Genomic DNA, 22,886 nt, shown 5'->3' with positions numbered 1-22,886 from the left:
TCCTCCGGACCAGTCATGCACGGGGAGCGCAGGAGGCTCAACCCGTCAGAGAGCGAGACGTCAGAAGTTCGGCGTCACGCCGGGCAGGCGCAGCTCGGTCAGCAGGTCACGCACCTCCTGCCGGGCGGCGATGTTCGAGAGGTTCAGCGACTCCACCCCGGTGTCCTTGAGGTCGAGCAGCGTCAGGCCGCGCGGGAAGAGCTCGCGGAAGATCACCCGCTCGGAAAAGCCGGGGGCGACGCGGAAGCCGATGCGGCGCGACAGATCCTGCAGCGCCGCGCCGACCTTCTTCTTGTTGTGCATCTGCTGGGCGCCGAGACGGTTGCGCAGCACGATCCAGTCGACCGGCTTCAGCCCGGCCTGCGCCCGCAGCTGGCGCGCGTTCCAGACCATCTCGGCATAGATCGAGGGGCCCTTCACCTTGCCCGTCTCGGCGTCGATCCGCGCCAAGAGGTCGAAATCGACGAAACTGTCGTTCAGCGGCGTGATCAGCGTGTCGGCCAGCGAATGCGCGCCCTGGCTCAGGCGGGTGTGCGAGCCGGGGCAGTCGATGATGATGAAATCCGACACCGGCTCCAGCTCGGCCATGGCGGCGGTGAGCCGGCTGTCGGAGGCGGTCTCGCCCGGGGCGAGTTCGGCGGCGGCTTCGGGCAGGTCGCGGTAATCGGGGGTCGGCAGCGCCAGTTCGGAGCGGGCGAGGAAGGCGCGGCGGTTCTCGATGTAGCGGCCGAAACTGCGCTGGCGCAGGTCGAGGTCAAGCGCGCCGACGCGGAAACCGAGCCGGGCCAGCGCGGTGGCCACATGCATGCAGGTGGTGGACTTGCCGGAGCCGCCCTTTTCGTTCCCCACCACGATGATATGCGCCATGGCCCGCTCCCTCTCAGTCTGCTTCGCGAGCTACCGGCTGGACCGGAGGCGCGCAAGGGGGCGGCACGTCACGCGGGAGCAACCGACGCAGCCCTGCAACGCAAAAGGGCGCGCCGATGGCGCGCCCTTCGCGAAAACAGTCGTCGATGCTCAGAAACCGAGACCGGCGTACTTGTTCTTGAACTTCGACACGCGGCCGCCGGTGTCCATCAGACGCGCTGAGCCGCCGGTCCAGGCCGGGTGGGCAAGCGGGTCGATTTCCAGCGCCATCTGCTCGCCGGCCTTGCCCCAGGTCGAACGGACCTGGAACACGGAACCGTCGGTCATCTTCACGTCGATCATGTGGTAATCGGGGTGGATGTCTTTTCTCATCGGTCCGCTCCTTACGCGCTGGCGCTGTCTTTGGCTTTGTAGTTGGTGTCCTCGGAAATCCGGGCGGATTTGCCGCGACGGGTGCGGAGGTAGTAGAGCTTGGCGCGACGGACGCGGCCACGACGGACGACCTCGATGTTGTCGATGTTGGTCGAGTACAGCGGGAACACGCGCTCCACGCCTTCGCCGAACGAGATCTTGCGCACGGTGAACGAGGCCGAGATGGTCGCGCCGCCCTTGCGGCCGATCACGACGCCTTCGTAGTTCTGCACGCGCGAGCGGGTGCCCTCGGTCACCTTGTAGCCGACGCGGACGGTGTCGCCGGCCTTGAAATCCGGGATGGTCTTGCCGAGAGCGGCGATCTGCTCGGCTTCGATTTGGGCGATCAGGTTCATGCCTGGTCCTTTCAAAAGCTCAGGGTTTTTCCCTGACGTGATGCCGCCTCAGAGCTCTCGGTCTTCATTCGGGTCCCTACCGTGCTTGGCACAGTAAGCCCGCCAGAGGTCAGGCCTGCGTTCTTTGGTCAGCCTTTCGGCCATCGCCTTCCGCCAGGCGGCAATCTTCGCGTGGTGCCCGGACTGAAGAATCTCCGGTATCGCGCGGCCCTGCCAGACGGTCGGTTTCGTGAACTGCGGAAATTCAAGAAGTCCCTCAGAAAAGGATTCCTCTTCGGTGGACGCATGATTCCCGAGCACGCGGGGTATAAGCCGCACCGTCGCGTCAATCAAGGCCTGAGCCGCGATCTCGCCCCCGGTGAGAACGAAATCTCCCAAGGAAACTTCCTCGATTCCGTACTGCTCGATCACCCGCTCGTCGACGCCCTCGAACCGGCCGCAGAGGAGGGTCAGCCCCTCGCCCTCGGACCAGCGCTGCGCCATCGCTTGGGTGAAGGGTTTTCCCCGCGGCGACAGGTAGATGACCGGCCAGCGCGCCCGGTCCGGCGTGGCCTCGGCGGCCTGGTCCAGCGCCCGGGCCACCACATCGGCGCGCAGCACCATGCCGGCGCCGCCGCCGGCGGGCGTGTCGTCGACATTGCGGTGCTTGCCCTCGCCGAAGGTGCGCAGATCAAGGGTTTCCAGCTGCCAGAGCCCGAATTCCCGCGCCTTGCCGGTCAGCGACAGGTCCAGCGTGCCGGGGAAGGCCTCGGGGAACAGGGTGATGACCTTGGCCTTCCAGGCGCCCTTCACCTCGGGCGGGGCCATCAGGTCGCGCGGCTGCAGCGAGGCGCGGATCGACAGGCGGCCGTGCGACTTGGAGGGGGCTGGGTCTTCGGTCATGGCCGCGGAGCTCCGGACAGTGCGTGATCAGACGGGGGCGTGATCACTCGAGGCCTTCGGGCAGGTCGGCGACGATGCGGCCCGAGGCCAGATCGACGGTCGGCACGATGGCGCGGGTGAAGGGGATCAGCAGCGGCTCTTTCAGGGCGGGGCCGCCGACCTCCAGCAGGTCGGTGGCGCCGTGGTTGTGCACCGCGATCACCCGGCCCATCGCAGCGCCGCCGGTGTCGCGCACTTCCAGGCCGATCAGGTCGGCGTGGTAGAATTCGTCATCGCCAAGCGAGGGCAGCTTTTCCCTGCTGACGTAGAGGCTGGTGCCCTTCAGCGCATCGGCCTGCTCCTTGGTCGTGACCCCGGACAGCCGCGCGCCGACGCCGTTGGCGACCGGGCGGGTCAGGGTGACCTTGTAGCTGTGGGCGCCGTTCTCGGTGAACAGCGGGCCATAGGAGGCGATGTCGTCGGGGTCGGCGCAGAAGGATTTCAGCCGCACCTCGCCCTTGACGCCGAAGGATCCGGCGATGGCGCCGACGCAGATCAGGTCAGGGTTGGGCATGGGGAATCCTGCGCAAGAACCGGGTGGCCGCGAAGCACGGCCACCCGCATGTCATGGAAGAAGAACGATTATTCTTCAGCCGGCGCTTCGGCGCGGGCGGCTTTCTTCTTGGCCAGCTCGGCCATGCGCTTGCCCGGGACGGCGGCTTTGGGGTTGTTGCGGACGGTCTTCGCCATCAGGCCGGCGGCCTCGAGGAAGCGGGCGACGCGATCGGTCGGCTGGGCGCCCTGCGAGAGCCAGTGCTTGACGCGCTCGACGTCCATCTTGATGCGCTCTTCGCTGTCCTTGGCGAGCAGCGGGTTGTAGGTGCCCAGCTTCTCGAGGAAGCGGCCGTCGCGCGGCATCCGGCTGTCGGAGGCGACGATGGCGTAGTGCGGGCGCTTCTTGGAGCCGCCGCGGGCGAGACGGATTTTCATCGACATGGGTATTCTCCTGTTTGTCGTGGGACCGGGCAAGACCCGGTTATTGCTTGAGCTTTTCGTGATGCCTGATGACTTCGGAAATGATGAAGGTCAGGAATTTCTTGGCGAATTCGGGATCGAGATCCGCCTCTTTCGACAGCCACTCCAGCCGCTCGATCTGGCGCTCCTCGCGGGCGGGATCGGAGGGAGGGAGATCGTGTTCGGCCTTCAGACGGCCCACCGCCTGCGTCTGCTTGAAGCGTTCGGCAAGGGTGTAGACGAGGATCGCGTCGAGCCGGTCGATGCTGTCACGGTGGTCCCGCAACAATTCCTGCGCGCGCGTGGTGGCGTCGGTCATGCGGACCTCCGGGTGGGATTTGGGCCATGCACATCCGATGCACGGATGATGCACAGGCGATGCAGAGCACTGGTTACGACAAGCGGACGCGCGCCCCGGACGGGGAGCGGCGAAACGGGGGCGGCGGAGGGGGCGGTCATGGCCGCACCTCCACCGAGGCATGACGGTAGACGAGGCAGCTGACGCCCTCGGGGCATGGCGCCTCGGGGTCGGGCAGCGCGCCCAGCCGTTCGGCCAGGGCGATGGAGCGCAGGTTGGCCGGGTCGATGTAGCTGACGGCGGTCTTCCAGCCGAGCTTCTGGAAGGCGTAGCGGCGCGCGACCTCCGCGGCCTCGAAAGCGAGGCCTTTGCCCTCGTGCTCGCCGCCGAACATCGACCAGCCGAGCTCCGGCTCGGGCCAGCCCTCGGGGAACCAGGGGCCGGTCATGCCGATGGCGGTGTCGCTGCCGCGCGGGGTGACGAAGAACATGCCGTAGCCGCGCAGCACCCAATGGCCGACGGCATGGCCGAAGGAGCGCCAGGCCTTGTCGCGGCCGAGCGGTCCGCCGATCATGGCGGCGCGCTCGCTGGTCAGGAATTCGGCGTAGGCCTCCCAGTCGCGCGAGGCGGGCATGCGCAGGGTCAGCCGTTCGGTGGTGAGGGCGGGGGTGCCGGAGACGGTGATCATGCGTAGGCCTCCATCCCGCCATCCTCGACCGCCGGGTGACGGTAGAGATGCAGCGGGCCGTCCTCGTCGGAGATCACGCCTTCCAGCTGCGCGCCCATCCGCAGGGCCAGCGCGATGGAGCGGGCATTCTCGGGGGCGATGATGCAGGCGAGCGGGCCCATGCCCCAGACGGTGCCGGCGTAATCGCGTGCGGCCAGCGCCGCCTCATGGGCATAGCCGAGACCCTCGTGGCCTTCGTAGATGTGCCAGCCGAGCTCCGGCTCGTCGCGGCCGTCGTGGCGGATCACCCCGACGCGACCGACCAAGGCCCCGGCCTTCGTTTCGACCGACCAGAGACCGTAGCCGCGCAGCGCCCAGTGGCCGATGGTGGCGAGCAGGCTGCGCCAGCTGCCGCGCCGGTTCAGCGGGCCGCCGACATAGCGGCTGCTCTCGCTGCGGAAGGCGCGCTCCATCACGTCGAGATCGCTCTCGCGCGGTTCGCGCAGGATCAGCCGGGCGGTGGTGACGGTGGGGATGGCGAAGGGCAGGGACATCAGAGCGCCCTCAAATCGTGCAGGATCACCACGTCACCGGGCTCCGTGCCCGGCAGGTCACAGCGCTGACCGCCGATGCGCAGCGCCAGGGCGATGGAGCGGGTGTTCCCCGGCTCGATGTAATTCACCAGCCGGTCCCAACCGAAGCTCGTCCGAGCCCATTGCTTGACCGCCATCGCCGCCTCGGCCGCGACGCCGCGACCCTCGGCCTCGGGGGTGACGAACCAGCCAAGCTCGGGTTCGGGATAGCCCTCGGGCTGGTGGACGCCCACCTCGCCGACATAGGCGCCGTCATGATCGACGGCGAAGGGACCGAAGCCCATCAGCGACCACTGCGCCACCTCGGAGGCCCAGATGCGCCAGGCGGCGCGACGGTCGATCGGGCCGCCCTCCCAGACCGAACGGTCGGACGCATAGAACTCCGCGCGCGGGCCGAAATCGGCCAGCACGGGCATCCTGAGCGTCAGACGCGCGGTATGGAGGGTCGGCGCGATCATTTCTTCTTGCCGAAGCCGCCGAGGCCGGAGAGGCCCGGCGGGAGTTTCATGCCGCCGCCCATGCCGGGAAAGCCGCCCATGCCGGCGGGCATCTTGCCTTTCATCGCGGAAGCCGCGGCGGCAAGCTCGTCGGGCGAGAGCTGCGACGGGTCGGGCATGCCGCCACCCTTGCCCATCATCTGCTTGAGCGCATTCTTCATCATGCCGCCCTTGCCCATCTTCTTCATCATGTCGGCCATCTGCCGGTGCTGCTTCAGAAGCTTGTTCAGCTCCGACACTTCCATCCCGGCGCCGGCGGCGATGCGCTTCTTGCGGCTGGCCTGCAGGAGGTCGGGGTTCGACCGCTCCTTCTTGGTCATCGAGTTGATGAGGGCGATCTGGCGGCGCAGCATCTTGTCGTCGAAGCCCGCGTCGGCGGCGGCCTTCTGCATCTTGCCCATGCCGGGCAGCATGCCCATGACGCCCTGCATCCCGCCCATCTTCAGCATCTGGTCGAGCTGGCCCTTCAGGTCGTTCATGTTGAACAGACCCTTCTGGAACCGCTTCATCATCCGCTCGGCCTGTTCGGCCTCGAAGGTCTCCTGCGCCTTTTCCACCAGGGCGACGATGTCGCCCATGCCGAGGATGCGGCCCGCGACGCGCTCCGGCTCGAAGGCCTCGAGCGCATCCATCTTCTCGCCCAGACCGACGAAGCGGATCGGCTTGCCGGTGACGGCGCGCATCGAGAGCGCGGCGCCGCCGCGACCGTCGCCGTCCATCCGGGTGAGCACGACGCCGGTGATGCCGACCTTGCCGTCGAATTCGGTGGCGACGTTCACGGCGTCCTGACCCGTCAGGCCATCGACCACCAGCAGCGTCTCGCGCGGCTGGGCGATGTCGCGCACCGCCTGAACCTCGTCCATCAGCACTTCGTCGATGTGCAGGCGGCCCGCGGTGTCGAGCATCAGCACGTCATAGCCGCCCATCGCGGCCTGCGTCTTGGCGCGCTTGGCGATCTGCACCGCCGTCTCGCCCTTGACGATCGGCAGGCTGTCGACGCCGATCTGCAGGCCGAGGATCGCCAGCTGCTCCATCGCGGCGGGGCGGTTGGTGTCGAGCGAGGCCAGAAGCACGCGCTTGCCCTGCTTTTCATGCAGGCGCTTGGCGAGCTTGGCGGTGGTGGTGGTTTTCCCGGAGCCCTGCAGACCGACCATCAGCATCGTGGCGGGCGGGTTGTCGATCTTGAGCGCGTCGGCGGGGCCCTCACCGCGCAGCACGCTGACGAGTTCGTCATGCACGATCTTGACGACCTGCTGGCCCGGGGTCACCGATTTGGTGACGCCCTGCCCGGTCGCCTTGTCCTGCACCGCCTTCACGAAGTCGCGGGCCACCCCGAGCGAGACGTCGGCCTCGAGCAGCGCCACGCGGACCTCGCGCAGCGCGGTGGCCACATCGGCGTCGGTCAGCGCGCCCTGCTTGGTCAGGCGGTCGAAGACGCCGCCAAGACGTTCCGAAAGATTCTCGAACATGCCCGTCTCCTTTGACCTGTTGCACCCTGCCCCGATGTAGACCGGGACCGCTCAAACGACAACGTCACCCATGGGCGCAACGCGCTGATGGATGGCGATCCCGTGTATTCTCGGGACCGGAGCCTGTAACGGATCTCCGGGATTGAAGGGGCGCTTACGCCTCTCGGGCGCGGGAGTCAAGGTTTCGACGGGAAAGGGGTGGGCGCGCGCGGGAGCGGCGCGCGCCCGGGAACGACCTCAGTCGTTCAGGTCCTGCACGCGGGCGGTCAGTTCCGCCAGCGTGTAGTCGGCCGGGTTCAGGCCCAGCGCGGCGGCGAGCTGCAGCTTGCCGGCGTTGTTGGCGTCATCCGCCGCGGAGGCGCGGTTCTCGCCCGAGAGGATGTAGGCGGCGCGGGCCGGCTCGTCCGAGCGGCGGGCGGCGGCGAGCTGCGACAGCTCGGCGGGCGAGAAGCGGCCCGGCTCGACGCCGAGATCGGCTTCGAGCTGACGGTAGGCCGGCGAGGTCGTGCCTTCGGCCGTGGTGGCGCGGCTGGCTTCGGCGCGCGCCTGCGACAGGATGAAGGCGACCTGCTCCTCGTTCTGGCTGTTGATCGCGTTCTGCAGCGAGATCAGCTGCGAGGTGGTGAAGTCACCGGCATTCACGCCAGCCTGCGCGGCCAGTTGCTCGACGCCCGGATTGGCGGCCTGAGCCTGAGCCGCAGCGGTCGCGGCAACGAGAACGAGAGCGGTGGAGAGTGTCTTGAACGACATGATCGTGTCCTTGATCTGAGAGCCCCGCCTTGCGGCGACTCCCTCTTGTTTTCTGGGCGGCGCGGTCCGAAACTACCTGACCTGCCGCAGGGAAATCGGGGGGTCGTCTTGGCCTTCCCTGTTCCTGAAATCAAATTAGGCCTTTGCGCATCGGGGTTGTATTCGCAAGATTTGCCCCCTAGTCTGTTCATCAGCGCACAACACATTGCTGCGATTGGCTTCGGGAATTTTGCAATGACTTTCGAGAACTGGGACGAGATCCGCACGGCATTCCAGGTGGCCCGGCTGGGCACCGTCTCGGGCGCCGCCGAGGTTCTGGGCGTGCACCACGCCACGGTCATCCGCCACATCGATGCGCTGGAGCGACGGCTGGGCGCCAAGCTGTTCCAGCGCCACGCCCGCGGCTACACGCCGACCGAGGCGGGGCGCGATCTTCTGCTTGTGGCGCAGACCACCGAGGAGCAGTTCAGCCAGCTGTCGAGCCGGATCAAGGGACAGGGGGAATCCGTCTCGGGCGAGCTGGTGATCACCTCGCTGGCCAGCCTGTCGATGCTGCTGACCCCGGTGCTCGCCGCCTTCCAGGACCGCTACCCCGGCCTCGTGGTGCGCTTCCTCACCGACATGCGGGTGTTCCGGCTGGACTACGGCGAGGCGCATGTGGCGATCCGCGCCGGCGCCGCGCCGGAGGAGCCGGACAATGTGGTGCAGCCGCTGGTCCATCTCCACAACGCGCTCTACGCCTCGCGCAGCTATGTCGACCGTTATGGCCTGCCCGAGGGGCCGCAGGATTTCGCCGCGCATCGCTTCATCGGGGCCGACACGCCGCGCGCGCCGTTCCACCGCTGGCTGCGCGACCATGTGCCGGCCGAGAGCATGATCTACCGCGCCTCGGAGATGAGCGTACTGGAGGATGCCGTGCGGCAGGGCATCGGCATCGGCTTCCTGCCCAGCTTCCACGCCGTGGCCGACCCGGATCTGGTCGAGGTCATGGCGCCGCTGCCGGAATGGTCGACGCCGCTCTGGCTGGTGACCCATGTCGACCTGCACCGCACGTTGAAGGTGCAGAGCTTCCTGCAACATCTGAAGGAAGCGGCGAAGGGCTGGGACGAGTTCTGATCCGGGCGGGCTCCGGCCCGCCCCGCCGCCCGCGAGAACAGCAGATGCAAACCGCCCGCGGAACACCGCGGCGCGTTAGCCCAAAGTGCCCGGAGGGGCATAGGCCAAGGCCTTGAGATCTAAAGAGGAGAAGTGGTGCACCCGGAGCGATTCGAACGCCCGGCCCTCAGATTCGTAGTCTGATGCTCTATCCAGCTGAGCTACGGGTGCAGTGGGGGCGATTTAGCGGGCCGCGCCGGGCAATGCAAGAGCCTAATCGCGAAAACTTCACGCCTCTTCGGCAAGACCCGCACTTTTCGGCAGGCGGATCATGAATTCGGTGCCCTCGCCATCCGACTTCAGCAGATCGAGCCGCCCGCCATGGCCACGGATCAGCTCGGCCGAGATGGCGAGGCCAAGGCCGGAGCCGCCCTTGCGCGCCCCGCCCTGGAAGGCGGTGAACAGGTGCTCGCGCGCCTTGGGCGGCAGGCCGGGGCCGGTGTCGCCGACCCGGACCCACCATTCGGCCTCGCCCTCGCCGGCGGAGATCTCGATGGTGCCGGGCTGGCCGGTGGCGTCGATCGCCTGCCGGGCGTTGCGGATCAGGTTGGCCAGCACCCGGTGGAACTGCTCGGCATCGGCGCGGATCACCATGCCGGGTGCCACGTCGATCAGGCAGGAGATGTCGCCCTCGCCCAGCTGCTCGCCCTCGGCGATCTCCTCGACCAGACGGCGCAGCGGGAAGCGGGTGATCTGCGGCGGCGGTTCTTCGGCCCGGCCGAAGGTCAGCGTCGATTCGCAGAGCGAGACGGCGCGGCGGATCGAGCCCACCAGCTTGGGCGCGGCGCGGGCCACCACCGGATCGACCGAATCACCGATCCGGTCGGCGAAGAGCTGCGCCACGGTCAGGATGTTGCGCAGGTCGTGGCTGATCTTGGCCACCGCCCCGCCCAGCTGCGCCAGCCGCTCCTTCTGCTTCAGCGCGGTGGTGAGCTGGGTCTGCATCATCTGTAGCGCCTCCTCGGCCTCGCGCAGCTCGCGCACGCTGGCGGTGGGGGCGATGACGCGGCGCGCATCCTCCGGGGCCTCGGCATAGGCCGTCATGTGGCGCACCACGCGGCGGATCGGCAGCACCAAGAGGCGACGCACCGCGAGGAACAGCATCCCGGCGGTGACGATCGAGATCAGCGCCGAGAGCACCAGCACCCGCAGCCCGTATTCCAGCATCGCCTTGCGCAGCGGCCCACTCTCCATCGTCACCTCGATGAGCGAGCCGCCCTGCTGCACCGGGTCGCCGATCACGCGGATCACCCGGTTCTGCGGATCGGCGAGGCCCAAGAGCGCATCGCGGATCAGGCCGAAGGGCCCTACCAGCCGCAGGTCGTAGGTGGCGTGGATCGGCGCGGGAATGGGTGAGGACAGCACCAGCTGGCGCACCTCGTCGCGCCGCAGCACGACGTTGAAGACCTGCGCATTGGCCAGAAGCTCCTCTTCCAGCTCGGGCGTCATCATCTCGTCGGTGGTCAGCAGCGCCAGCGAGGCGATCTGCGCCTTTTCCAGCCGCAGGAGCAGGTAATCCTCGCGGAAGCGGGCGATGGAGGGCACGAAGATCAGCACCTCCGCCAGCATGACGAAGGCGACGGTCAGCATGAGGAACCGACCCGAGAGCGTATTCAGGAACGCCCCGTTGCGTCTCGTCACCACTGCCTTCCTTCCTGCCTCTTGCACGCGCTTCGCGGTGGCGCACCTCCGACCGGTCAGGGAAGGAAACGCTGGATCAGCCGGACGACGTGTTTCACCATAGGATTATCAAAGAGTTTAGGGGAAAAATAGGCTCCGGCAGCACGTTTGGAAACCTCGTTCAGGGTCGGATAGGGCAGCACCGCCCCGGTGAGGGCGGAAAGCTTGATCCGCGCCGAAATCGCCAGCGCCCAGAGGCCGATCAGCTCGCCCGCATGGGCGCCGACGATGGAGACCCCCACCGGCCTGCCGCCCACCACCATCAGCTTCAGCAGCCCCTCGGTCTGGTCCTCGGTCTGGGCGCGGTCGTTGTCGTGGAACGGCTGACGCAGCACGGTGAGCCGGTCGCCATGCGCCTCGCGCGCCTGCGCCTCGGTGAGGCCGACCTGCGCCAGTTCGGGCTCGGTATAGGTGGTCCAGGGGATATGCGCGGTCTTGGCTTTCGACGGCAGGCCGAAGACGATGGAGCGGATCACCACCCCGGCATGATAGCCCGCGACATGGGTGAACTGCATCCCCCCAGCGGCATCGCCCACCGCATAGACCCGGCGGTTCGTGCTGCGCAGATCGTCGCCCACGGTCACGCCCTTGTCGGTGAAGGCCACCCCGGCGGCCTCGAGGTTCAGCCGGTCGAGCGCCACCTTGCGCCCGGCGGCCACCAGCAGATGCGAGCCCGTCACCTGCCGCCCGTCGTCGAGCGTGACGCTGAGCCCCGGGGCGACCGAGGCCGCATGGACCCCCTCGATGATCTCCACCCCCTCGGCGCGCAGCCGCGCGAGGACGATGGCCGCGGTTTCGGGATCGTCCTTCGGCAGGGCCTTGCCGGCGATCACCGTCACCCGGCAGCCGAGCCTCTGATGCGCCTGCGCCATCTCCATGCCGATCGGCCCGCCGCCGATGATCACCAGATGCTCCGGCTTCTCGCGCAGCGCGAAGATCGTCTCGTTGGTATGGGCGGTCACGCTGTCGATGCCCGGGATCGGCGGCAGCGCGGGGCGCGAGCCGGTGGCGATGACGAAGCGGCGGGCGCGGATCGTGGTCTCGCCGACCTGCACCTCTTCGGGCGAGGTGAAGCGGGCCCAGTCGCGCAGCACGGTGACGCCGAGCTTCTCGAACCGCTCTTGGCTGTCGATCGGGGCGATGGTCTCGATCACCCGGAAGACGTGGTCTTTCACGGCAGAGAAGTCGATCTCGGGCTCCACCGGCGCGATGCCGAAGCCCGCGCCGCTGCGCATGGCCTGCGCATGTTTGGCCGCGGCGATCAGCGCCTTGGAAGGCACGCAGCCGGCGTTCAGGCAATCGCCGCCCATCTCGCCCGCCTCGATCAGCACGACGCGCGCGCCCATCTGCACTGCGCCGGCCGCCACCGACAGCCCGCCCGAGCCGCCGCCGATCACGCAGATGTCCGTCTCGATGCGGGGCATGGCTCAGACCTCTCTGCGGCGGAAATACTTGATGAGGATAGGCAGCGCCGAGAGCGCGGCAAGGCCGAGGATGGGGAAGAGCACCATCGGGGTGAACAGGATGCTCAGATCCGGCGCCTCGCCCCGCGCCAGCACCGCGCCGAGTCCGGTGCCGACCGAGGTCAGCACCAGACCGCCCGGCATGATGCCGAAGAAGGTTGTGATGGCGAAGCGGCTGAGCCGGACGTTGAGGAAGGCCGGGATCAGGTTGGCGAGGAAGAAGGGCAGCACAGGGGCGAGGCGCATGAGGAAGAGCACCGACCACTCGTTGTCTCGCAACCCCTCCTGCAGCCGCGCCACCGGCCCGCCGCGGCTTTGCAGCAGGCTGGCGAAACGCGCGCCATAGCCGGTGCGGGCGGCGAGGAAGATGCCGATGGCGCCGAGCGTCGCCGCCACCACATTGTAGAGCACGCCGGGAAACAGACCGAAGAGAAAGCCCCCCGTCAGGGTGAAGACCGTCGCCCCCGGCAGGCTGAAGGCGACGACCGCCATGTAGGCCAGCATGAAGCCCGCGACCGAGGCGAAGTAATGCGCGTTGCGGAAGGCGATCAGCGTGTCGTGACGCCGCGCCAGCGCCTCGAAGCTCAGTTGGTCGCGCAACAGGAAGGCGCCGACCACCGCCACCACGAGGATCACGAGGATCGGCAACCGGCTGAGAAACCCGCCCTTCGGCCGGTCGGAAGGTTTCGTCTCGCTCACCGGCGTCTCCTCTGGACAGTTGCGGCGAGGATGAGGCCGCGGGCGTTCCGGCGCCAGCCTCCTCACGCGGCCTTGATCGTTTTGCCGGGTTGCGCGAGGATCGGGAGCGCCTTTCCCTGCCGCATGGGCAAAATGTTGCAGGAATTCCCGCGCAGGCGAATTGACTTGGGCCTGCGCCGCCCGTAAAGACCGGGCTTCGAATTAACGTGGCCTGCGAATCCGCGAGTGTTCCGGCTGCACGTCTGATGGAGATCCGCGATGAAGCGCACTTTTCAACCGTCGAACCTGGTCCGTGCGCGTCGCCACGGGTTCCGTGCCCGCATGGCGACCAAGGGCGGCCGCCTCGTGCTGGCAGCCCGTCGCGCCAAGGGCCGGAAGAAGCTCTCGGCCTGATCGGCTTCCCGCAAGGGAGCTGTGAGATGACGCCGCCGGACAGCGAGGGAGCAGGCACTGCCGATCCCGCCGATGTCCCGGCGGCTTCCGCTTGTCTGCAGGTGCTGAAGAAGCGCGCCGATTTCCTGCGCGCCGCCTCGGCCAAGCGGCAGGGCACGCCCGGTTTCCTGCTTCAGGCGCGCAAGCGGGCCGAGGACGGGCCGATCCGCGTCGGTTTCACCTGCTCGAAGAAGCTCGGCAATGCCTTGGCCCGCAACCGCGCCAAGCGCCGGCTGCGCGAGATCGCGCGCTTCACCCTGCCCTCTGGCGGGCGCCCCGGCTGGGACTACGTGCTGGTCGGCCGCCCCAATGCCACGGCGGATCGGAATTTCGCCGCGATGCTGGCCGAGATGGACCGGGCGCTGCGCCAGATCCACGGATCATGACCCCGCTGGCGCATCTGGTGGCGCTGCCGGTGCGCGCCTACCGCCTGCTGCTGAGCCCCTGGGTCGGACATGGCTGCCGCTATCAGCCGACCTGTTCGGTCTATGCGATGCAGGCGCTGGAGCGGCATGGCGCGCTGAAGGGCGCCTGGCTCGCGGCGCGGCGGATCGGGCGCTGCCACCCCTGGGGCGGATCGGGCTACGACCCGGTGCCGGGGACCGATCCGGAGCATGACCGGCACGGTTGACCCCGGCGGCTTCTGTCGATTTGAGTATTTGGGCCAAGAAGAAGCAGGAAGCGCGCCATGCTGGACGAACAGGACGATATCCACCCGCTGTTCCACGGCGCGCCCTCCTCGACCGAGTTCCGCAAGCTGCGCAAACGGATCGTGCGCGAGGTGCGCGAGGCGATCGAGACCTATGGCATGATCGAGCGCGGCGCGCGCTGGCTGGTGTGCCTCTCGGGCGGCAAGGACAGCTATACCCTCTTGGCGGTGCTGCATGAATTGCAGTGGCGCGGGCTGCTGCCGGTGGAGCTTCTGGCCTGCAACCTCGATCAGGGCCAGCCGAACTTCCCGGCGACGGTGCTGCCGGAATTTCTCAGCCGCATGGGGGTGAAGCACCGGATCGAGTATCAGGACACCTATTCGGTGGTGATGGACAAGATCCCGCAGGGGCGCACCTTCTGCAGCCTCTGCTCGCGGCTGCGGCGCGGAAATCTCTATCGCATCGCACGGGAAGAGGGCTGTTCGGCGGTGGTGCTCGGCCATCATCGCGACGACATCCTCGAGACCTTCTTCATGAACCTGTTCCATGGCGGCAGGCTCGCCACCATGCCGCCGAAACTGGTGAACGAGGAGGGCGATCTCTTCCTCTACCGCCCGCTCGCCTTCGTCGCCGAGGCCGATTGCGAGAAATTCGCGAGGGCGATGAACTACCCGATCATTCCCTGCGACCTTTGCGGGTCGCAGGACGGGCTGCAGCGCCAGCAGGTGAAGGCGATTCTCGACGGCTGGGAGGCGCGCAGCCCCGGGCGGCGGCAGGTGATGTTCCGCGCGCTGATGAACGCGCGGCCCTCGCATCTTCTGGACCCGTCGCTGTTCGATTTCGCCGGGCTCGGCCTCGGAATTGAAGCAAATCCTCCGCAACTTTCGGGCGAGAATTAACGCTCGGGCTCGGCCAAACCGCTAGTCTCCGGCAAGCGGGGGCGACCCCCGGACAAGGGGGAGCGGGATGGGCAGTCGGGGCGAGCGTTTCATCTGGGTCGGCGGGCAGCTGCGGCGGCAGGAGGTGCTGGTCTTCCTGCCCGCGATGACGCTGCTCGCCTTCTGGGCCGGGGGCGAGAGGATGCTGATCCTCACCGCGCTGGGTCTGCCGGTCGTGCTGCTGCTGGCCCTGGTGCTGCCGGGCCGCAACGCGGCGGCGCCGGAGGGGCTCGGCGGGCTGGCGCAACGGCCGCAGATCATCGCCACGCTGGACGGGTTCCTTGGCGGCGCCGAGAGCGCCGGCTGGACCACGGCCTGCATCGTGGTGCAGATCGACGATCTCTGCTGCCTGCTGGAGCGCCATGGCCGCGCCGCCTGGACCGAGGTGATCGCGCGCAGCGCCGAACGGATCAGCGCCGCGCTGCGCCAGGGCGACAGCCTCGCCTGGCTGAGCGGCGGCAGCTTCGCCATCGCGCTGAGACATGTGCGCAGGCTGGAGGTCGAGGAGTTGATGCAGCTCGCCGTCCGGATGCAGGCGGCGCTCGCGCCACCGATCCATGCCGGTGCGGCCCGCCTTCAGGTGACCTGCTGCGTCGGCTTCTGCCCGGCCGACAGCGCGCCCTCCTCCAGTGGCCGCTCTCTGCTGGAGGCGGCGCAGATCGCGGCGGAGGAAGCGCGGCGCGCCGGTCCCGGCTCGATCCGCAGCTACGCCCCGGAGATGGCGGGTCTGCGCGCCAGCCGCTGCGCTCTGGCGGCAGAACTGCAGGCCGCGCTGGAGGAGGGCCAGATCCGGCCCTGGTTCCAGCCGCAGATCTGCACCGACACCGGGGCGATCAGCGGTTTCGAGGCGCTGGCGCGATGGCTGCACCCCAGGCGCGGCCTGCTGCATCCGGCCGACTTCCTCGACGGGCTGGTCGAGGCCGGGCTGGTCGAGCGGCTGGGCGAGGTGATGCTGCAGCAGTCGCTGCGGGCGCTGCAGGACTGGGACCGCGCCGGGCTCCGGGTGCCCACTGTCGGGGTGAATTTCTCGGCGGCGGAGCTGCGCAACCCGCGGCTGGTGGACAGGCTGCGCTGGGAGCTGGACCGTTTCGACCTGACGCCCGACCGGCTGTCGGTCGAGATCCTCGAGACCGTGGTGGCCGAGACCGACAGCGACATCGTGGTGCAGACCGTGGCCAGCCTGGCGCGGCTGGGCTGCGGCATCGACCTCGACGATTTCGGCACCGGCCATGCCTCGATCGGCAACATCCGCCGCTTCACCGTCCGGCGGCTGAAGGTGGACCGCAGCTTCATCAGCCGGGTCGACGAGGACCGCGACCAGCAGCGGATGCTGTCTGCCATCCTGTCGCTGGCGGAGCGGCTGGGGCTGGACACGCTGGCCGAGGGGGTGGAGACTCCGGGCGAGCACGCGATGGTGGCGCAGCTCGGCTGCGGCCATGTGCAGGGCTTCGGCATCGCCCGGCCGATGCCCTTCGAGGACACGCTGGACTGGATCGCGCGGCGGCAGGCGAGCCTGTCCAGCATGCCGCGGATCGGCCACCGCGCGGGGTGACGGACCATGTTGGCGACAACCGGCCGGAAACGGCGGAGCCCAGGGGCAAAGCGCCCCACATCTCTGCGATCCGGGGAAAACCGCTTGACCTTTCGTGCCCCCTTCTGTTGAACGACCGCACCTCTGAACAGGAAGCGCGTGCCGTCGATGGACGATCAGAACAAGAACCTCATCCTAGCAACCGCTCTCAGTTTCCTCGTGATCCTGGGCTGGTTCTTCCTCTTCCCGCCGCCGGAGGAGCCTGTCGTCGACCCCAACGCGCCGACCGTCGCCGCGACCGAGGCCGTACCGGGCCAGGCCGTGACTCCCTCGGCCGTGCCGGATGCGCCGCTGTCGCCGGTGGCCCCGGACGCCGTGCTGCCCGAGACCCCGCGCGTGGCCATCGACACGCCGCGGCTGCAGGGCTCGATCTCGCTGCTCGGCGGCCGGATCGACGACCTGTCGCTGAAGACCTACCGCGAAACCCTCGACCCGGCCTCGGACATCGTCCGGCTGCTGTCGCCAGTCGGCCAGCCCAACGCCTATTACGCGCTCTACGGCTGGACCCCGGGCGGCGCGCTCGGCTTCGAGGATGTTCCGGGCGCCAACACCACCTGGACGCTCGTCGAGGGCGAGACGCTGGGCGTCGGCGCCCCCGTGACCCTGCGCTGGGACAATGGCTCCGGCCTCGTCTTCACCCGGCGGATCTCGGTCGACGACCATTACATGTTCAGCATCGACCAGAGCGTGCAGAACACCACCGGCGAGGCGGTGAGCCTTGCCTCCTATGGCATCGTGGCGCGCCATGGCGAGCCGCTGAACCTGCAGAATTTCTTCGTGCTGCACGAGGGCGTGGTCGGCCGCACCGATGGCGAGCTGGCCGAGACCAAGTATGACGACGTGGCCGAGCTGCCGCAGGTCGCCCGCGAGGGCGCGCTGGCCGAAGTGCGCGAGGCCTCGACCGACGGCTGGATCGGCTTCACCGACAAGTACTGGATGACGACGCTGATCCCGACCCAGGGCAAGCCCTTCACCAGCGTCACGAAATACGTCCCCGGCGCCGACATCTACCAGACCGAGACCCGCGAGCCGCTGCTGACCGTGGCGCCCGGCGCGACGGTGGAAACCAACTCGCGGCTCTTCGCCGGGGCGAAGGAATGGGTCACCATCCGCGCCTACCAGAATGACGGCGCGCTGGAGGGGGCTCCGGCCAGTGCCTCGGCGACCCCGATCCCGGGCTTCGTCGACTCGATCGACTGGGGCTGGTTCTTCTTCTTCACCAAGCCGATCTTCGCCGTGCTGCACTGGCTGAACGCCCAGATCGGCAACATGGGTCTCGCGATCATCGCCCTGACCCTGGTGCTGAAGGCGCTGGTGCTGCCGCTGTCCTACAAATCCTACGTCTCGATGGCGCGGATGAAGGAGCTGCAGCCCGAGATGGAAGCGCTGCGCGAGCGCGCCGGCGACGACAAGCAGCTGATGCAGCGCGAGATGATGCGGCTCTACAAGGAAAAGAAGGTGAACCCCGCCGCGGGCTGCCTGCCGATCCTGATCCAGATCCCGATCTTCTTCTCGCTCTACAAGGTGATCTTCGTCACCATCGAACTGCGGCACGCGCCGTTCTTCGGCTGGCTGAAGGACCTCTCGGCCCCGGATCCGTCGTCGATCTTCAACTTCTTCGGCCTCGCCCCCTGGGCCGCGCCTGAGCCGGGCAGCACGCTCGCGCTGATCTTCATCGGCGTGCTGCCGATCCTGCTCGGCATCTCGATGTGGCTGCAGCAGAAACTGAACCCGGCGCCCACCGATCAGGCGCAGGCGATGATCTTCGCCTGGATGCCTTGGGTCTTCATGTTCATGCTGGGCCACTTCGCTTCGGGCCTGGTGCTCTACTGGATCACCAACAACCTGATCACCTTCACCCAGCAGAACCTGATCATGCGCAGCCATGGCGCGAAGCCCGACATCTTCGGCAACATCAAGGCGGGGTTCAAGAAAAAGCCCGCGGTCGCCAAGGCGGCGAATGACGCCAAGCCGCCGAAGACCCCCCCCGGCAAGAAATGATCCGGCTGGCCCATATCTGCCGCCACCCGATCAAGGCACACGGACGCGAGGATCTCGCGTCCGTTCTGCTTTCGGCCGGGGCCTGCCTGCCCTTCGACCGGCACTGGGCCGTGGCGCATGAGGCGGCGAAGCTGGAAGCCGGCTGGAACCCCTGCGCCAACTTCACCCGCGGGGCCAAAGCTCCGGCGCTGATGGCGATCACAGCGGCGCTGGAGGAGGACAGCCTGACCGTCACGCTGCGCCACCCCGAGCGGCCCGACCTGCGCTTCCGCCCCGACGATCCGGCGGATCTGCCGGGGTTCCTCGACTGGGTCCGCCCGCTCTGCCCGCCCGAGCGGGCGCAGCCGGCGCGGATCGTCAGCGCCGGGCGCGGCATGACCGACAGTGAGTTTCCGTCGGTCGCCGTGCTGTCGCTGGCCTCGCTGCGCGACCTTTCGGCGAAGATGGGGCAGGATCTGTCGATCCACCGCTGGCGTGGCAACCTCTGGCTGGAGCATCTGCCGGCCTGGGGCGAGTTCAGCCTGATCGGGCGGGAGCTTCGGATCGGCGACGCCGTGCTGCGGGTGGAGGAGCGGATCACCCGCTGCCGCGCGACGATGGCCGACCCGGACACCGGGCGGATCGACGGCGACACGCTGACCGCCCTGGCGGAGAATTACGGGCACCGGGATTTTGGCGTCTACGCCACGGTGCTGCATGGCGGCCGGATCGCCCTCAATGATACAGTGGAGCTGCGATGACCACCCTGCCCTTCCCCCTCGCCGAAGAGCCCGAAACCGCCGCGCGCGAAGCCGGGCGGCTGCTGTTCGCCGGGCCGGTCGATTTCGTGAAGGGCGTGGTCGCCATGCCCGGCCTGCCGCCCGCCGACCGGCTGGAGGTCTGCTTCGCCGGGCGCTCCAACGTCGGCAAGTCCAGCCTGATCAACGCGCTGACTGGTCGCAAGTCGCTTGCCCGCGCCTCGAACACGCCGGGGCGGACGCAGGAGATCAACTATTTCGCCCTGGGGGAGGAGCGCTATCTGGTCGACCTTCCCGGCTACGGCTATGCCGAGGCGCCGCTGCCGATCGTCGAGAAATGGCAGCGGCTGCTGAAGAGCTATCTCGCCGGCCGCCAGACCCTGCGCCGCGCCTTCGTGCTGGTCGACACCCGCCATGGCGTGAAGCCGGTGGATGACGAGATCATGCAGCTCTTGGACCGCTCGGCCGTGACCTTCCAGGTGGTGATGACCAAGGCCGACAAGGTGAGCCGGGCGGAACGGATGGCGATCCTAGACCAGGTGCGCGGCGCGCTGGCGAAACATCCGGCCGCCTATCCGGAGCTGGTGGTCACCAGCTCGGAAAAGGGCGACGGGATCGAGACGCTGCGGGCGATCATCGCGACGCTGGAGTAACCGCCCGGGGCCGGGGCTCAGACGTGCTGCGCCCCGTTCACCTCGATCTCCGCGCCGGAGATGTAGCTCGACTGCGGCGAGCAGAGGAACCAGACCACATCCGCCACCTCGCTCGGCTGGCCCAGCCGCTGCATCGGCAGCTTCTCGACGATCTTGTCGGTGCCCGGCGACAGGATCGCCGTCTCGACCTCGCCCGGGGCGATGGCGTTGACCCGGACGCCCAACGGTCCGAAGTCATGCGCCATCTCGCGGGTCAGCGCCGCCAGCGCCGCCTTCGAGGTGGCATAGGCCGCCCCGGCGAAAGGATGCACCCGGCTGCCGGCGATCGAGGTCACGTTGACGATCGAACCCTTCGCCGCCGCCAGCTCGTCCTGCAAGCCGCGCGCCAGCACGACGCAGGAGAAGAAGTTCACGTGGAACACATGGCCCCAGGTGCGCAGATCGGTATCCAGCGTGGTCAGCCGCGCCCCGTCGGAGCCCTTGGGCGAGATCCCAGCATTGTTGACCAGCGCATGCAGCTTGCCGTCGATCTTGCCCTTGATGGTCTCGATCGCGGCGATGGTCTTGTTCGGGTCGGCCAGATCGATCTGGATGTGATTCTCCTCGCCGCCCGGCCAGGGACAGCGCGGATCGAAGGGCTGCCGCGAGCAGGTCAGCACCCGCCAGCCTTCTGAGGAAAACCGCTTCACCGTGGCATGGCCGATCCCCCGGCTTGCCCCCGTCAGAACCAGCGTCTTCTGCTCGCCCATGATCACCCCCGTCTTCGCGGCGACCCTACGCCTGCCGCCGGGATTTGCAAGGCAAGGCGCCTTGGCAGGGGGGGGCAAAGACGTTACCAAAAGCGCGAACCAAGGATCCCGCCTCATGAAGAAGCAGTTAGCCAACATGCGTGACTCCATCGCCACCGCCCGAACGCTCTCCGAGGCCCTGCCCTATCTGCAGCGCTATGCCGGCGCCGTTGTGGTGGTGAAGTTCGGCGGCAACGCCATGGGCGACGAGGAGGCGATGGCCGAATTCGCCCGCGACATCGTGCTGATGCGTCAGGTCGGCGTGAACCCGGTGGTGGTGCATGGCGGCGGGCCGATGATCAACGACCTGCTCGGCCGGCTCGGCATCAAGTCGGAATTCGTCCGCGGCAAGCGGGTGACCGACAAGGCCACTGTCGAGGTCGTGGAGATGGTGCTCTCGGGCCTCGTCAACAAGCGCATCGTGCAGGCGATCAACGATCAGGGCGGGCGGGCCGTCGGCATCTCGGGCAAGGACGACGACCTGATGGTCTGCGTCGCCGACGATCCGGAGCTGGGCTTCGTCGGCAAGCCGGTGGAGATGAACGTGCAGGTGCTGCGCGATCTCTACGGCGCGGGCATCATCCCGGTGGTAGCGCCGGTAGCGACCGGAATGGAGGACAACGAGACCTTCAACGTGAACGGCGACACCGCGGCGGGCGCGATCGCCGGGGCGCTGCAGGCCGACCGGCTGATCCTGCTGACCGATGTCGCCGGGGTGAAGGATGAGACCGGCGCGGTGGTGACGCAGCTCTCGCCCGAGCAGGTGCGCGACCTGACCGAGCGCGGCGTGATCGCCGGCGGCATGATCCCCAAGACGGAAACCGCGCTGGCGGCGCTGGAAGCGGGGGTGCGCGCGGTGGTCATCCTCGACGGGCGCATCCCCAACGCCTGCCTGCTCGAGCTCTTCCACCGACCATGGCGCGGGCTCGCTGATCCGCTCGCTGCCGCCCCGGGTGAAGCCGCGCGGCGCCGCCTGATGCTGGCGCGGATCGAGGCGCTGGCCGAGGCCCAGGCGCTGTCGATCCTCGGCGGCTTTGCGGCCCGGCCCGACGATCCGCTGCCGAAAGGCACGGCGACGGTGCTGCTCCTCGGCCCGCGCGAGCCCGGCTTCTGGGCGCATCTGACGGCGGAGCCCGAGTGGCGGGATGGCCGCCCTGACCCGATTGACCGCTGGTCGCGCCGGGTGATCGGGCGGATCGCCTGCGACCTGGGGGCCAAGGCGCTCTTTCCCTTCGGCGGCCCGCCCTATGCGCCCTTCTACCGATGGGCGCTGCGCAGCGGGCGCGCGCATGTCTCGCCGATCCGGCTTCTGGTGCATGACGAGGCCGGGCTCTTCGTCTCCTACCGCGGCGCGCTGGCGCTGCGCGAGGCGCTGCCCCTGCCCCCGCCGCCACCCTCTCCCTGCGAGGGCTGCGCCCGGCCCTGCCTCACCGCCTGCCCCGCCGGGGCGCTGTCATCCGCGGGCTACGACCTCGACCGTTGCCACGGCTGGCTCGCCACCGCACTCGGCGCGGATTGTCTCACCCACGGTTGTGCCGCAAGGCGCGCTTGCCCCCGGTCGCAGGCCTATGCAAGAGTGGCGGACCAATCCGCTTATCACATGGGGCAATTCCACCGATGACCAAGCGCCTGATCCTGATCCGCCACGCGAAATCGGCCTGGGACGACCCGCTTGTCCCCGACCACGAGCGACCGCTGAACCCGCGCGGCATCGCCGCCGCCAGCGACCTGGGGCAATGGCTCGCCTCGCGCGGCTACGTGCCGGAGGAAGTTCTCTGCTCCGACGCGCTGCGCACCCAGCAAACCTGGGCGGGCATTGCCGCCGCCCTGCCCGGCGCGCCCGCGCCGGTGCTGAAGCCCGCGCTCTATCAGGCCGGGCCGGACGTGATGCTGGCGGTGCTGCGCCACGCGACGGCGAAGACCGTCTGCATCCTCGGCCACAATCCCGGCATCGCCGAATTCGCGCATCGGCTGGTGAAGCACGCGCCGCTGAACACCGAGTTCCAGCGCTACCCGACCGGCGCGACGCTGGTCGCCGATTTCGGCGAGCTGGACTGGGCCGAGGTCGGCTACGGCCAGGCCGAGCCGGCCGATTTCATCGTGCCGCGCGAACTGGTCGCCTGAGATTTTCTGTCTCTAAATATCCTCGGGGGGTGCGGGGGGCAAACAGCCCCCCGCCCTTTCCGCGAGAGCGACGCCCGCCGCTCAGGCCCCGCCCGGCGCGCCCGAGAAGCTGACCGTCACATCCTCGTCGCGGGCGATGAACTGGCAGGCCAGCCGGTAGGGCGGCGGCAGGTCGCGCACCTCGGCATCCTC

Annotated in this window: 27 protein-coding genes, 1 tRNA gene and 2 pseudogenes; 12 read left to right on the top strand and 18 right to left on the bottom strand. The window is 68.4% G+C overall.

Annotated elements, in window-relative coordinates:
* Positions 1-60 precede the first annotated feature (60 nt).
* From C5F48_RS01395 to C5F48_RS01340, 12 genes are all read right to left on the bottom strand, one after another.
* Positions 61-867: a division plane positioning ATPase MipZ gene (locus C5F48_RS01395; RefSeq protein ID WP_107662117.1), complete on the bottom strand. Its 807-nt coding sequence runs from the start codon at positions 865-867 to the stop codon at positions 61-63.
* Positions 868-1,017: 150 nt separating this feature from the next.
* A complete protein-coding gene (gene rpmE, locus C5F48_RS01390; RefSeq protein WP_107662116.1) occupies positions 1,018-1,239 on the bottom strand; it encodes a 50S ribosomal protein L31 in 222 nt (73 codons plus the stop codon).
* Positions 1,240-1,250: 11 nt separating this feature from the next.
* On the bottom strand, positions 1,251-1,634 hold the full coding sequence (rplS, locus tag C5F48_RS01385; RefSeq protein WP_107662115.1) for a 50S ribosomal protein L19: 384 nt from the start codon (positions 1,632-1,634) through the stop codon (positions 1,251-1,253).
* A gap of 48 nt (positions 1,635-1,682) precedes the next feature.
* Entirely contained in the window at positions 1,683-2,441 is a 759-nt protein-coding gene (trmD, locus tag C5F48_RS01380) for a tRNA (guanosine(37)-N1)-methyltransferase TrmD (RefSeq protein ID WP_373454320.1), read from the bottom strand.
* 118 nt (positions 2,442-2,559) lie between these two features.
* Positions 2,560-3,069: a ribosome maturation factor RimM gene (gene rimM / locus C5F48_RS01375; RefSeq protein ID WP_107662113.1), complete on the bottom strand. Its 510-nt coding sequence runs from the start codon at positions 3,067-3,069 to the stop codon at positions 2,560-2,562.
* A 68-nt stretch (positions 3,070-3,137) separates the two neighbouring features.
* Positions 3,138-3,491 (bottom strand): 30S ribosomal protein S16, encoded by a 354-nt coding sequence (rpsP, locus tag C5F48_RS01370; protein WP_107662112.1) that lies wholly within the window; start codon positions 3,489-3,491, stop codon positions 3,138-3,140.
* A 40-nt stretch (positions 3,492-3,531) separates the two neighbouring features.
* Positions 3,532-3,828 (bottom strand): chorismate mutase, encoded by a 297-nt coding sequence (locus tag C5F48_RS01365; RefSeq protein WP_107662111.1) that lies wholly within the window; start codon positions 3,826-3,828, stop codon positions 3,532-3,534.
* Between the two features lie 136 nt (positions 3,829-3,964).
* Complete coding sequence (locus C5F48_RS01360; protein ID WP_107662110.1) at positions 3,965-4,495, bottom strand: GNAT family N-acetyltransferase; 531 nt, start codon at positions 4,493-4,495, stop codon at positions 3,965-3,967.
* Entirely contained in the window at positions 4,492-5,028 is a 537-nt protein-coding gene (locus C5F48_RS01355) for a GNAT family N-acetyltransferase (RefSeq protein WP_107662109.1), read from the bottom strand. The genes C5F48_RS01360 and C5F48_RS01355 overlap by 4 nt, the downstream gene beginning before the upstream one ends.
* Positions 5,028-5,525: a GNAT family N-acetyltransferase gene (locus C5F48_RS01350; RefSeq protein WP_107662108.1), complete on the bottom strand. Its 498-nt coding sequence runs from the start codon at positions 5,523-5,525 to the stop codon at positions 5,028-5,030. The genes C5F48_RS01355 and C5F48_RS01350 overlap by 1 nt, the downstream gene beginning before the upstream one ends.
* Positions 5,522-7,033 (bottom strand): signal recognition particle protein, encoded by a 1,512-nt coding sequence (gene ffh, locus C5F48_RS01345; protein ID WP_107662107.1) that lies wholly within the window; start codon positions 7,031-7,033, stop codon positions 5,522-5,524. The genes C5F48_RS01350 and ffh overlap by 4 nt, the downstream gene beginning before the upstream one ends.
* Positions 7,034-7,270: 237 nt before the next feature.
* Positions 7,271-7,783: a hypothetical protein gene (locus C5F48_RS01340; RefSeq protein WP_107662106.1), complete on the bottom strand. Its 513-nt coding sequence runs from the start codon at positions 7,781-7,783 to the stop codon at positions 7,271-7,273.
* Positions 7,784-8,017: 234 nt separating this feature from the next.
* Between C5F48_RS01340 and C5F48_RS01335 the strand changes: the two genes are divergently transcribed.
* Positions 8,018-8,899: a LysR family transcriptional regulator gene (locus C5F48_RS01335; RefSeq protein WP_107662105.1), complete on the top strand. Its 882-nt coding sequence runs from the start codon at positions 8,018-8,020 to the stop codon at positions 8,897-8,899.
* Positions 8,900-9,032: 133 nt separating this feature from the next.
* On the opposite strand, the gene C5F48_RS01330 is transcribed toward C5F48_RS01335, so the two are convergent.
* The 4 genes from C5F48_RS01330 to C5F48_RS01315 all read right to left on the bottom strand — a co-directional run bounded on the left by C5F48_RS01330 (position 9,033) and on the right by C5F48_RS01315 (position 12,780).
* Positions 9,033-9,109 (bottom strand) — tRNA-Arg (locus C5F48_RS01330).
* Between the two features lie 57 nt (positions 9,110-9,166).
* Positions 9,167-10,528, bottom strand: coding sequence for a sensor histidine kinase (locus C5F48_RS01325; protein ID WP_107662171.1), 1,362 nt, complete (start codon positions 10,526-10,528; stop codon positions 9,167-9,169).
* 107 nt (positions 10,529-10,635) lie between these two features.
* A complete protein-coding gene (locus C5F48_RS01320; RefSeq protein WP_107662104.1) occupies positions 10,636-12,042 on the bottom strand; it encodes a dihydrolipoyl dehydrogenase family protein in 1,407 nt (468 codons plus the stop codon).
* Positions 12,043-12,045: 3 nt separating this feature from the next.
* Positions 12,046-12,780 carry a TVP38/TMEM64 family protein gene (locus C5F48_RS01315; protein ID WP_245941215.1) on the bottom strand — a complete coding sequence of 245 codons (735 nt, stop codon included), beginning with the start codon at positions 12,778-12,780 and terminating at the stop codon, positions 12,046-12,048.
* Between the two features lie 258 nt (positions 12,781-13,038).
* Here C5F48_RS01315 and rpmH point away from each other — a divergent pair, with 258 nt between their 5' ends.
* The 8 genes from rpmH to yihA all read left to right on the top strand — a co-directional run bounded on the left by rpmH (position 13,039) and on the right by yihA (position 19,782).
* The gene (gene rpmH / locus C5F48_RS01310) at positions 13,039-13,173 is read left to right on the top strand and encodes a 50S ribosomal protein L34 (protein ID WP_008032609.1); all 135 of its coding nucleotides are present in this window, start codon (positions 13,039-13,041) and stop codon (positions 13,171-13,173) included.
* 26 nt (positions 13,174-13,199) lie between these two features.
* The gene (rnpA, locus tag C5F48_RS01305; protein WP_107662103.1) at positions 13,200-13,598 is read left to right on the top strand and encodes a ribonuclease P protein component; all 399 of its coding nucleotides are present in this window, start codon (positions 13,200-13,202) and stop codon (positions 13,596-13,598) included.
* Positions 13,595-13,843: a membrane protein insertion efficiency factor YidD gene (yidD, locus tag C5F48_RS01300; RefSeq protein WP_107662102.1), complete on the top strand. Its 249-nt coding sequence runs from the start codon at positions 13,595-13,597 to the stop codon at positions 13,841-13,843. The genes rnpA and yidD overlap by 4 nt, the downstream gene beginning before the upstream one ends.
* Positions 13,844-13,900: 57 nt before the next feature.
* On the top strand, positions 13,901-14,761 hold the full coding sequence (gene ttcA, locus C5F48_RS01295; protein WP_107662101.1) for a tRNA 2-thiocytidine(32) synthetase TtcA: 861 nt from the start codon (positions 13,901-13,903) through the stop codon (positions 14,759-14,761).
* A 67-nt stretch (positions 14,762-14,828) separates the two neighbouring features.
* Complete coding sequence (locus C5F48_RS01290; RefSeq protein WP_107662100.1) at positions 14,829-16,352, top strand: GGDEF domain-containing phosphodiesterase; 1,524 nt, start codon at positions 14,829-14,831, stop codon at positions 16,350-16,352.
* A 147-nt stretch (positions 16,353-16,499) separates the two neighbouring features.
* Positions 16,500-18,392, top strand: a complete 1,893-nt coding sequence (gene yidC, locus C5F48_RS01285; protein WP_107662099.1) for a membrane protein insertase YidC — start codon at positions 16,500-16,502, stop codon at positions 18,390-18,392.
* A complete protein-coding gene (locus C5F48_RS01280) occupies positions 18,389-19,132 on the top strand; it encodes an MOSC domain-containing protein (protein WP_107662098.1) in 744 nt (247 codons plus the stop codon). Before yidC ends, C5F48_RS01280 begins: the two co-directional genes overlap by 4 nt.
* Positions 19,129-19,782: a ribosome biogenesis GTP-binding protein YihA/YsxC gene (gene yihA / locus C5F48_RS01275; RefSeq protein WP_107662097.1), complete on the top strand. Its 654-nt coding sequence runs from the start codon at positions 19,129-19,131 to the stop codon at positions 19,780-19,782. The genes C5F48_RS01280 and yihA overlap by 4 nt, the downstream gene beginning before the upstream one ends.
* A gap of 17 nt (positions 19,783-19,799) precedes the next feature.
* Here the strand turns inward: yihA and C5F48_RS01270 are convergent, their stop codons facing one another.
* The gene (locus tag C5F48_RS01270) at positions 19,800-20,531 is read right to left on the bottom strand and encodes an SDR family oxidoreductase (RefSeq protein WP_107662169.1); all 732 of its coding nucleotides are present in this window, start codon (positions 20,529-20,531) and stop codon (positions 19,800-19,802) included.
* Positions 20,532-20,646: 115 nt separating this feature from the next.
* On the opposite strand from C5F48_RS01270, the pseudogene argB reads away from it, so the two are divergent.
* The 3 genes and pseudogenes from argB (at position 20,647) to C5F48_RS01255 (ending at position 22,694) form a co-directional block, all read left to right on the top strand.
* Positions 20,647-21,547, top strand: a pseudogene (argB, locus tag C5F48_RS01265) (acetylglutamate kinase).
* On the top strand, positions 21,547-22,191 hold the full coding sequence (locus tag C5F48_RS01260) for a ferredoxin (protein ID WP_107662096.1): 645 nt from the start codon (positions 21,547-21,549) through the stop codon (positions 22,189-22,191). The pseudogene argB and the gene C5F48_RS01260 overlap by 1 nt, the downstream one beginning before the upstream one ends.
* Positions 22,188-22,694, top strand: coding sequence for a SixA phosphatase family protein (locus tag C5F48_RS01255; protein WP_107662095.1), 507 nt, complete (start codon positions 22,188-22,190; stop codon positions 22,692-22,694). Before C5F48_RS01260 ends, C5F48_RS01255 begins: the two co-directional genes overlap by 4 nt.
* A gap of 81 nt (positions 22,695-22,775) precedes the next feature.
* Here the strand turns inward: C5F48_RS01255 and C5F48_RS01250 are convergent.
* A pseudogene (locus C5F48_RS01250) lies at positions 22,776-22,886 on the bottom strand (ferredoxin); the annotation flags it as partial.

This window comes from Cereibacter changlensis JA139, assembly GCF_003034985.1.
In the GTDB taxonomy this organism is placed as follows: domain Bacteria; phylum Pseudomonadota; class Alphaproteobacteria; order Rhodobacterales; family Rhodobacteraceae; genus Cereibacter; species Cereibacter changlensis.
Note: the sequence above shows the minus strand (reverse complement) of the source record. Positions and strands in the feature narration are given on the sequence as shown.

Excerpts from the sequence above, each read along its gene's own strand:
- rplS (WP_107662115.1), bottom strand. The coding sequence starts at position 1,634 with ATGAACCTGATCGCCCAAATCGAAGCCGAGCAGATCGCCGCTCTCGGC.
- rpsP (WP_107662112.1), bottom strand. The coding sequence starts at position 3,491 with ATGTCGATGAAAATCCGTCTCGCCCGCGGCGGCTCCAAGAAGCGCCCG.
- C5F48_RS01355 (WP_107662109.1), bottom strand. The coding sequence starts at position 5,028 with ATGTCCCTGCCCTTCGCCATCCCCACCGTCACCACCGCCCGGCTGATC.
- rpmH (WP_008032609.1), top strand. The coding sequence starts at position 13,039 with ATGAAGCGCACTTTTCAACCGTCGAACCTGGTCCGTGCGCGTCGCCAC.
- C5F48_RS01395 (WP_107662117.1), bottom strand. The coding sequence starts at position 867 with ATGGCGCATATCATCGTGGTGGGGAACGAAAAGGGCGGCTCCGGCAAG.
- ffh (WP_107662107.1), bottom strand. The coding sequence starts at position 7,033 with ATGTTCGAGAATCTTTCGGAACGTCTTGGCGGCGTCTTCGACCGCCTG.
- ttcA (WP_107662101.1), top strand. The coding sequence starts at position 13,901 with ATGCTGGACGAACAGGACGATATCCACCCGCTGTTCCACGGCGCGCCC.
- C5F48_RS01340 (WP_107662106.1), bottom strand. The coding sequence starts at position 7,783 with ATGTCGTTCAAGACACTCTCCACCGCTCTCGTTCTCGTTGCCGCGACC.
- C5F48_RS01350 (WP_107662108.1), bottom strand. The coding sequence starts at position 5,525 with ATGATCGCGCCGACCCTCCATACCGCGCGTCTGACGCTCAGGATGCCC.
- yihA (WP_107662097.1), top strand. The coding sequence starts at position 19,129 with ATGACCACCCTGCCCTTCCCCCTCGCCGAAGAGCCCGAAACCGCCGCG.
- yidC (WP_107662099.1), top strand. The coding sequence starts at position 16,500 with ATGGACGATCAGAACAAGAACCTCATCCTAGCAACCGCTCTCAGTTTC.
- C5F48_RS01320 (WP_107662104.1), bottom strand. The coding sequence starts at position 12,042 with ATGCCCCGCATCGAGACGGACATCTGCGTGATCGGCGGCGGCTCGGGC.
- rnpA (WP_107662103.1), top strand. The coding sequence starts at position 13,200 with ATGACGCCGCCGGACAGCGAGGGAGCAGGCACTGCCGATCCCGCCGAT.
- C5F48_RS01280 (WP_107662098.1), top strand. The coding sequence starts at position 18,389 with ATGATCCGGCTGGCCCATATCTGCCGCCACCCGATCAAGGCACACGGA.
- C5F48_RS01325 (WP_107662171.1), bottom strand. The coding sequence starts at position 10,528 with ATGCTGACCGTCGCCTTCGTCATGCTGGCGGAGGTGCTGATCTTCGTG.
- C5F48_RS01255 (WP_107662095.1), top strand. The coding sequence starts at position 22,188 with ATGACCAAGCGCCTGATCCTGATCCGCCACGCGAAATCGGCCTGGGAC.
- C5F48_RS01335 (WP_107662105.1), top strand. The coding sequence starts at position 8,018 with ATGACTTTCGAGAACTGGGACGAGATCCGCACGGCATTCCAGGTGGCC.
- rpmE (WP_107662116.1), bottom strand. The coding sequence starts at position 1,239 with ATGAGAAAAGACATCCACCCCGATTACCACATGATCGACGTGAAGATG.
- rimM (WP_107662113.1), bottom strand. The coding sequence starts at position 3,069 with ATGCCCAACCCTGACCTGATCTGCGTCGGCGCCATCGCCGGATCCTTC.
- C5F48_RS01270 (WP_107662169.1), bottom strand. The coding sequence starts at position 20,531 with ATGGGCGAGCAGAAGACGCTGGTTCTGACGGGGGCAAGCCGGGGGATC.
- yidD (WP_107662102.1), top strand. The coding sequence starts at position 13,595 with ATGACCCCGCTGGCGCATCTGGTGGCGCTGCCGGTGCGCGCCTACCGC.
- C5F48_RS01260 (WP_107662096.1), top strand. The coding sequence starts at position 21,547 with ATGCTGGCGCGGATCGAGGCGCTGGCCGAGGCCCAGGCGCTGTCGATC.
- C5F48_RS01290 (WP_107662100.1), top strand. The coding sequence starts at position 14,829 with ATGGGCAGTCGGGGCGAGCGTTTCATCTGGGTCGGCGGGCAGCTGCGG.
- trmD (WP_373454320.1), bottom strand. The coding sequence starts at position 2,441 with ATGGCCCCGCCCGAGGTGAAGGGCGCCTGGAAGGCCAAGGTCATCACC.
- C5F48_RS01360 (WP_107662110.1), bottom strand. The coding sequence starts at position 4,495 with ATGATCACCGTCTCCGGCACCCCCGCCCTCACCACCGAACGGCTGACC.
- C5F48_RS01365 (WP_107662111.1), bottom strand. The coding sequence starts at position 3,828 with ATGACCGACGCCACCACGCGCGCGCAGGAATTGTTGCGGGACCACCGT.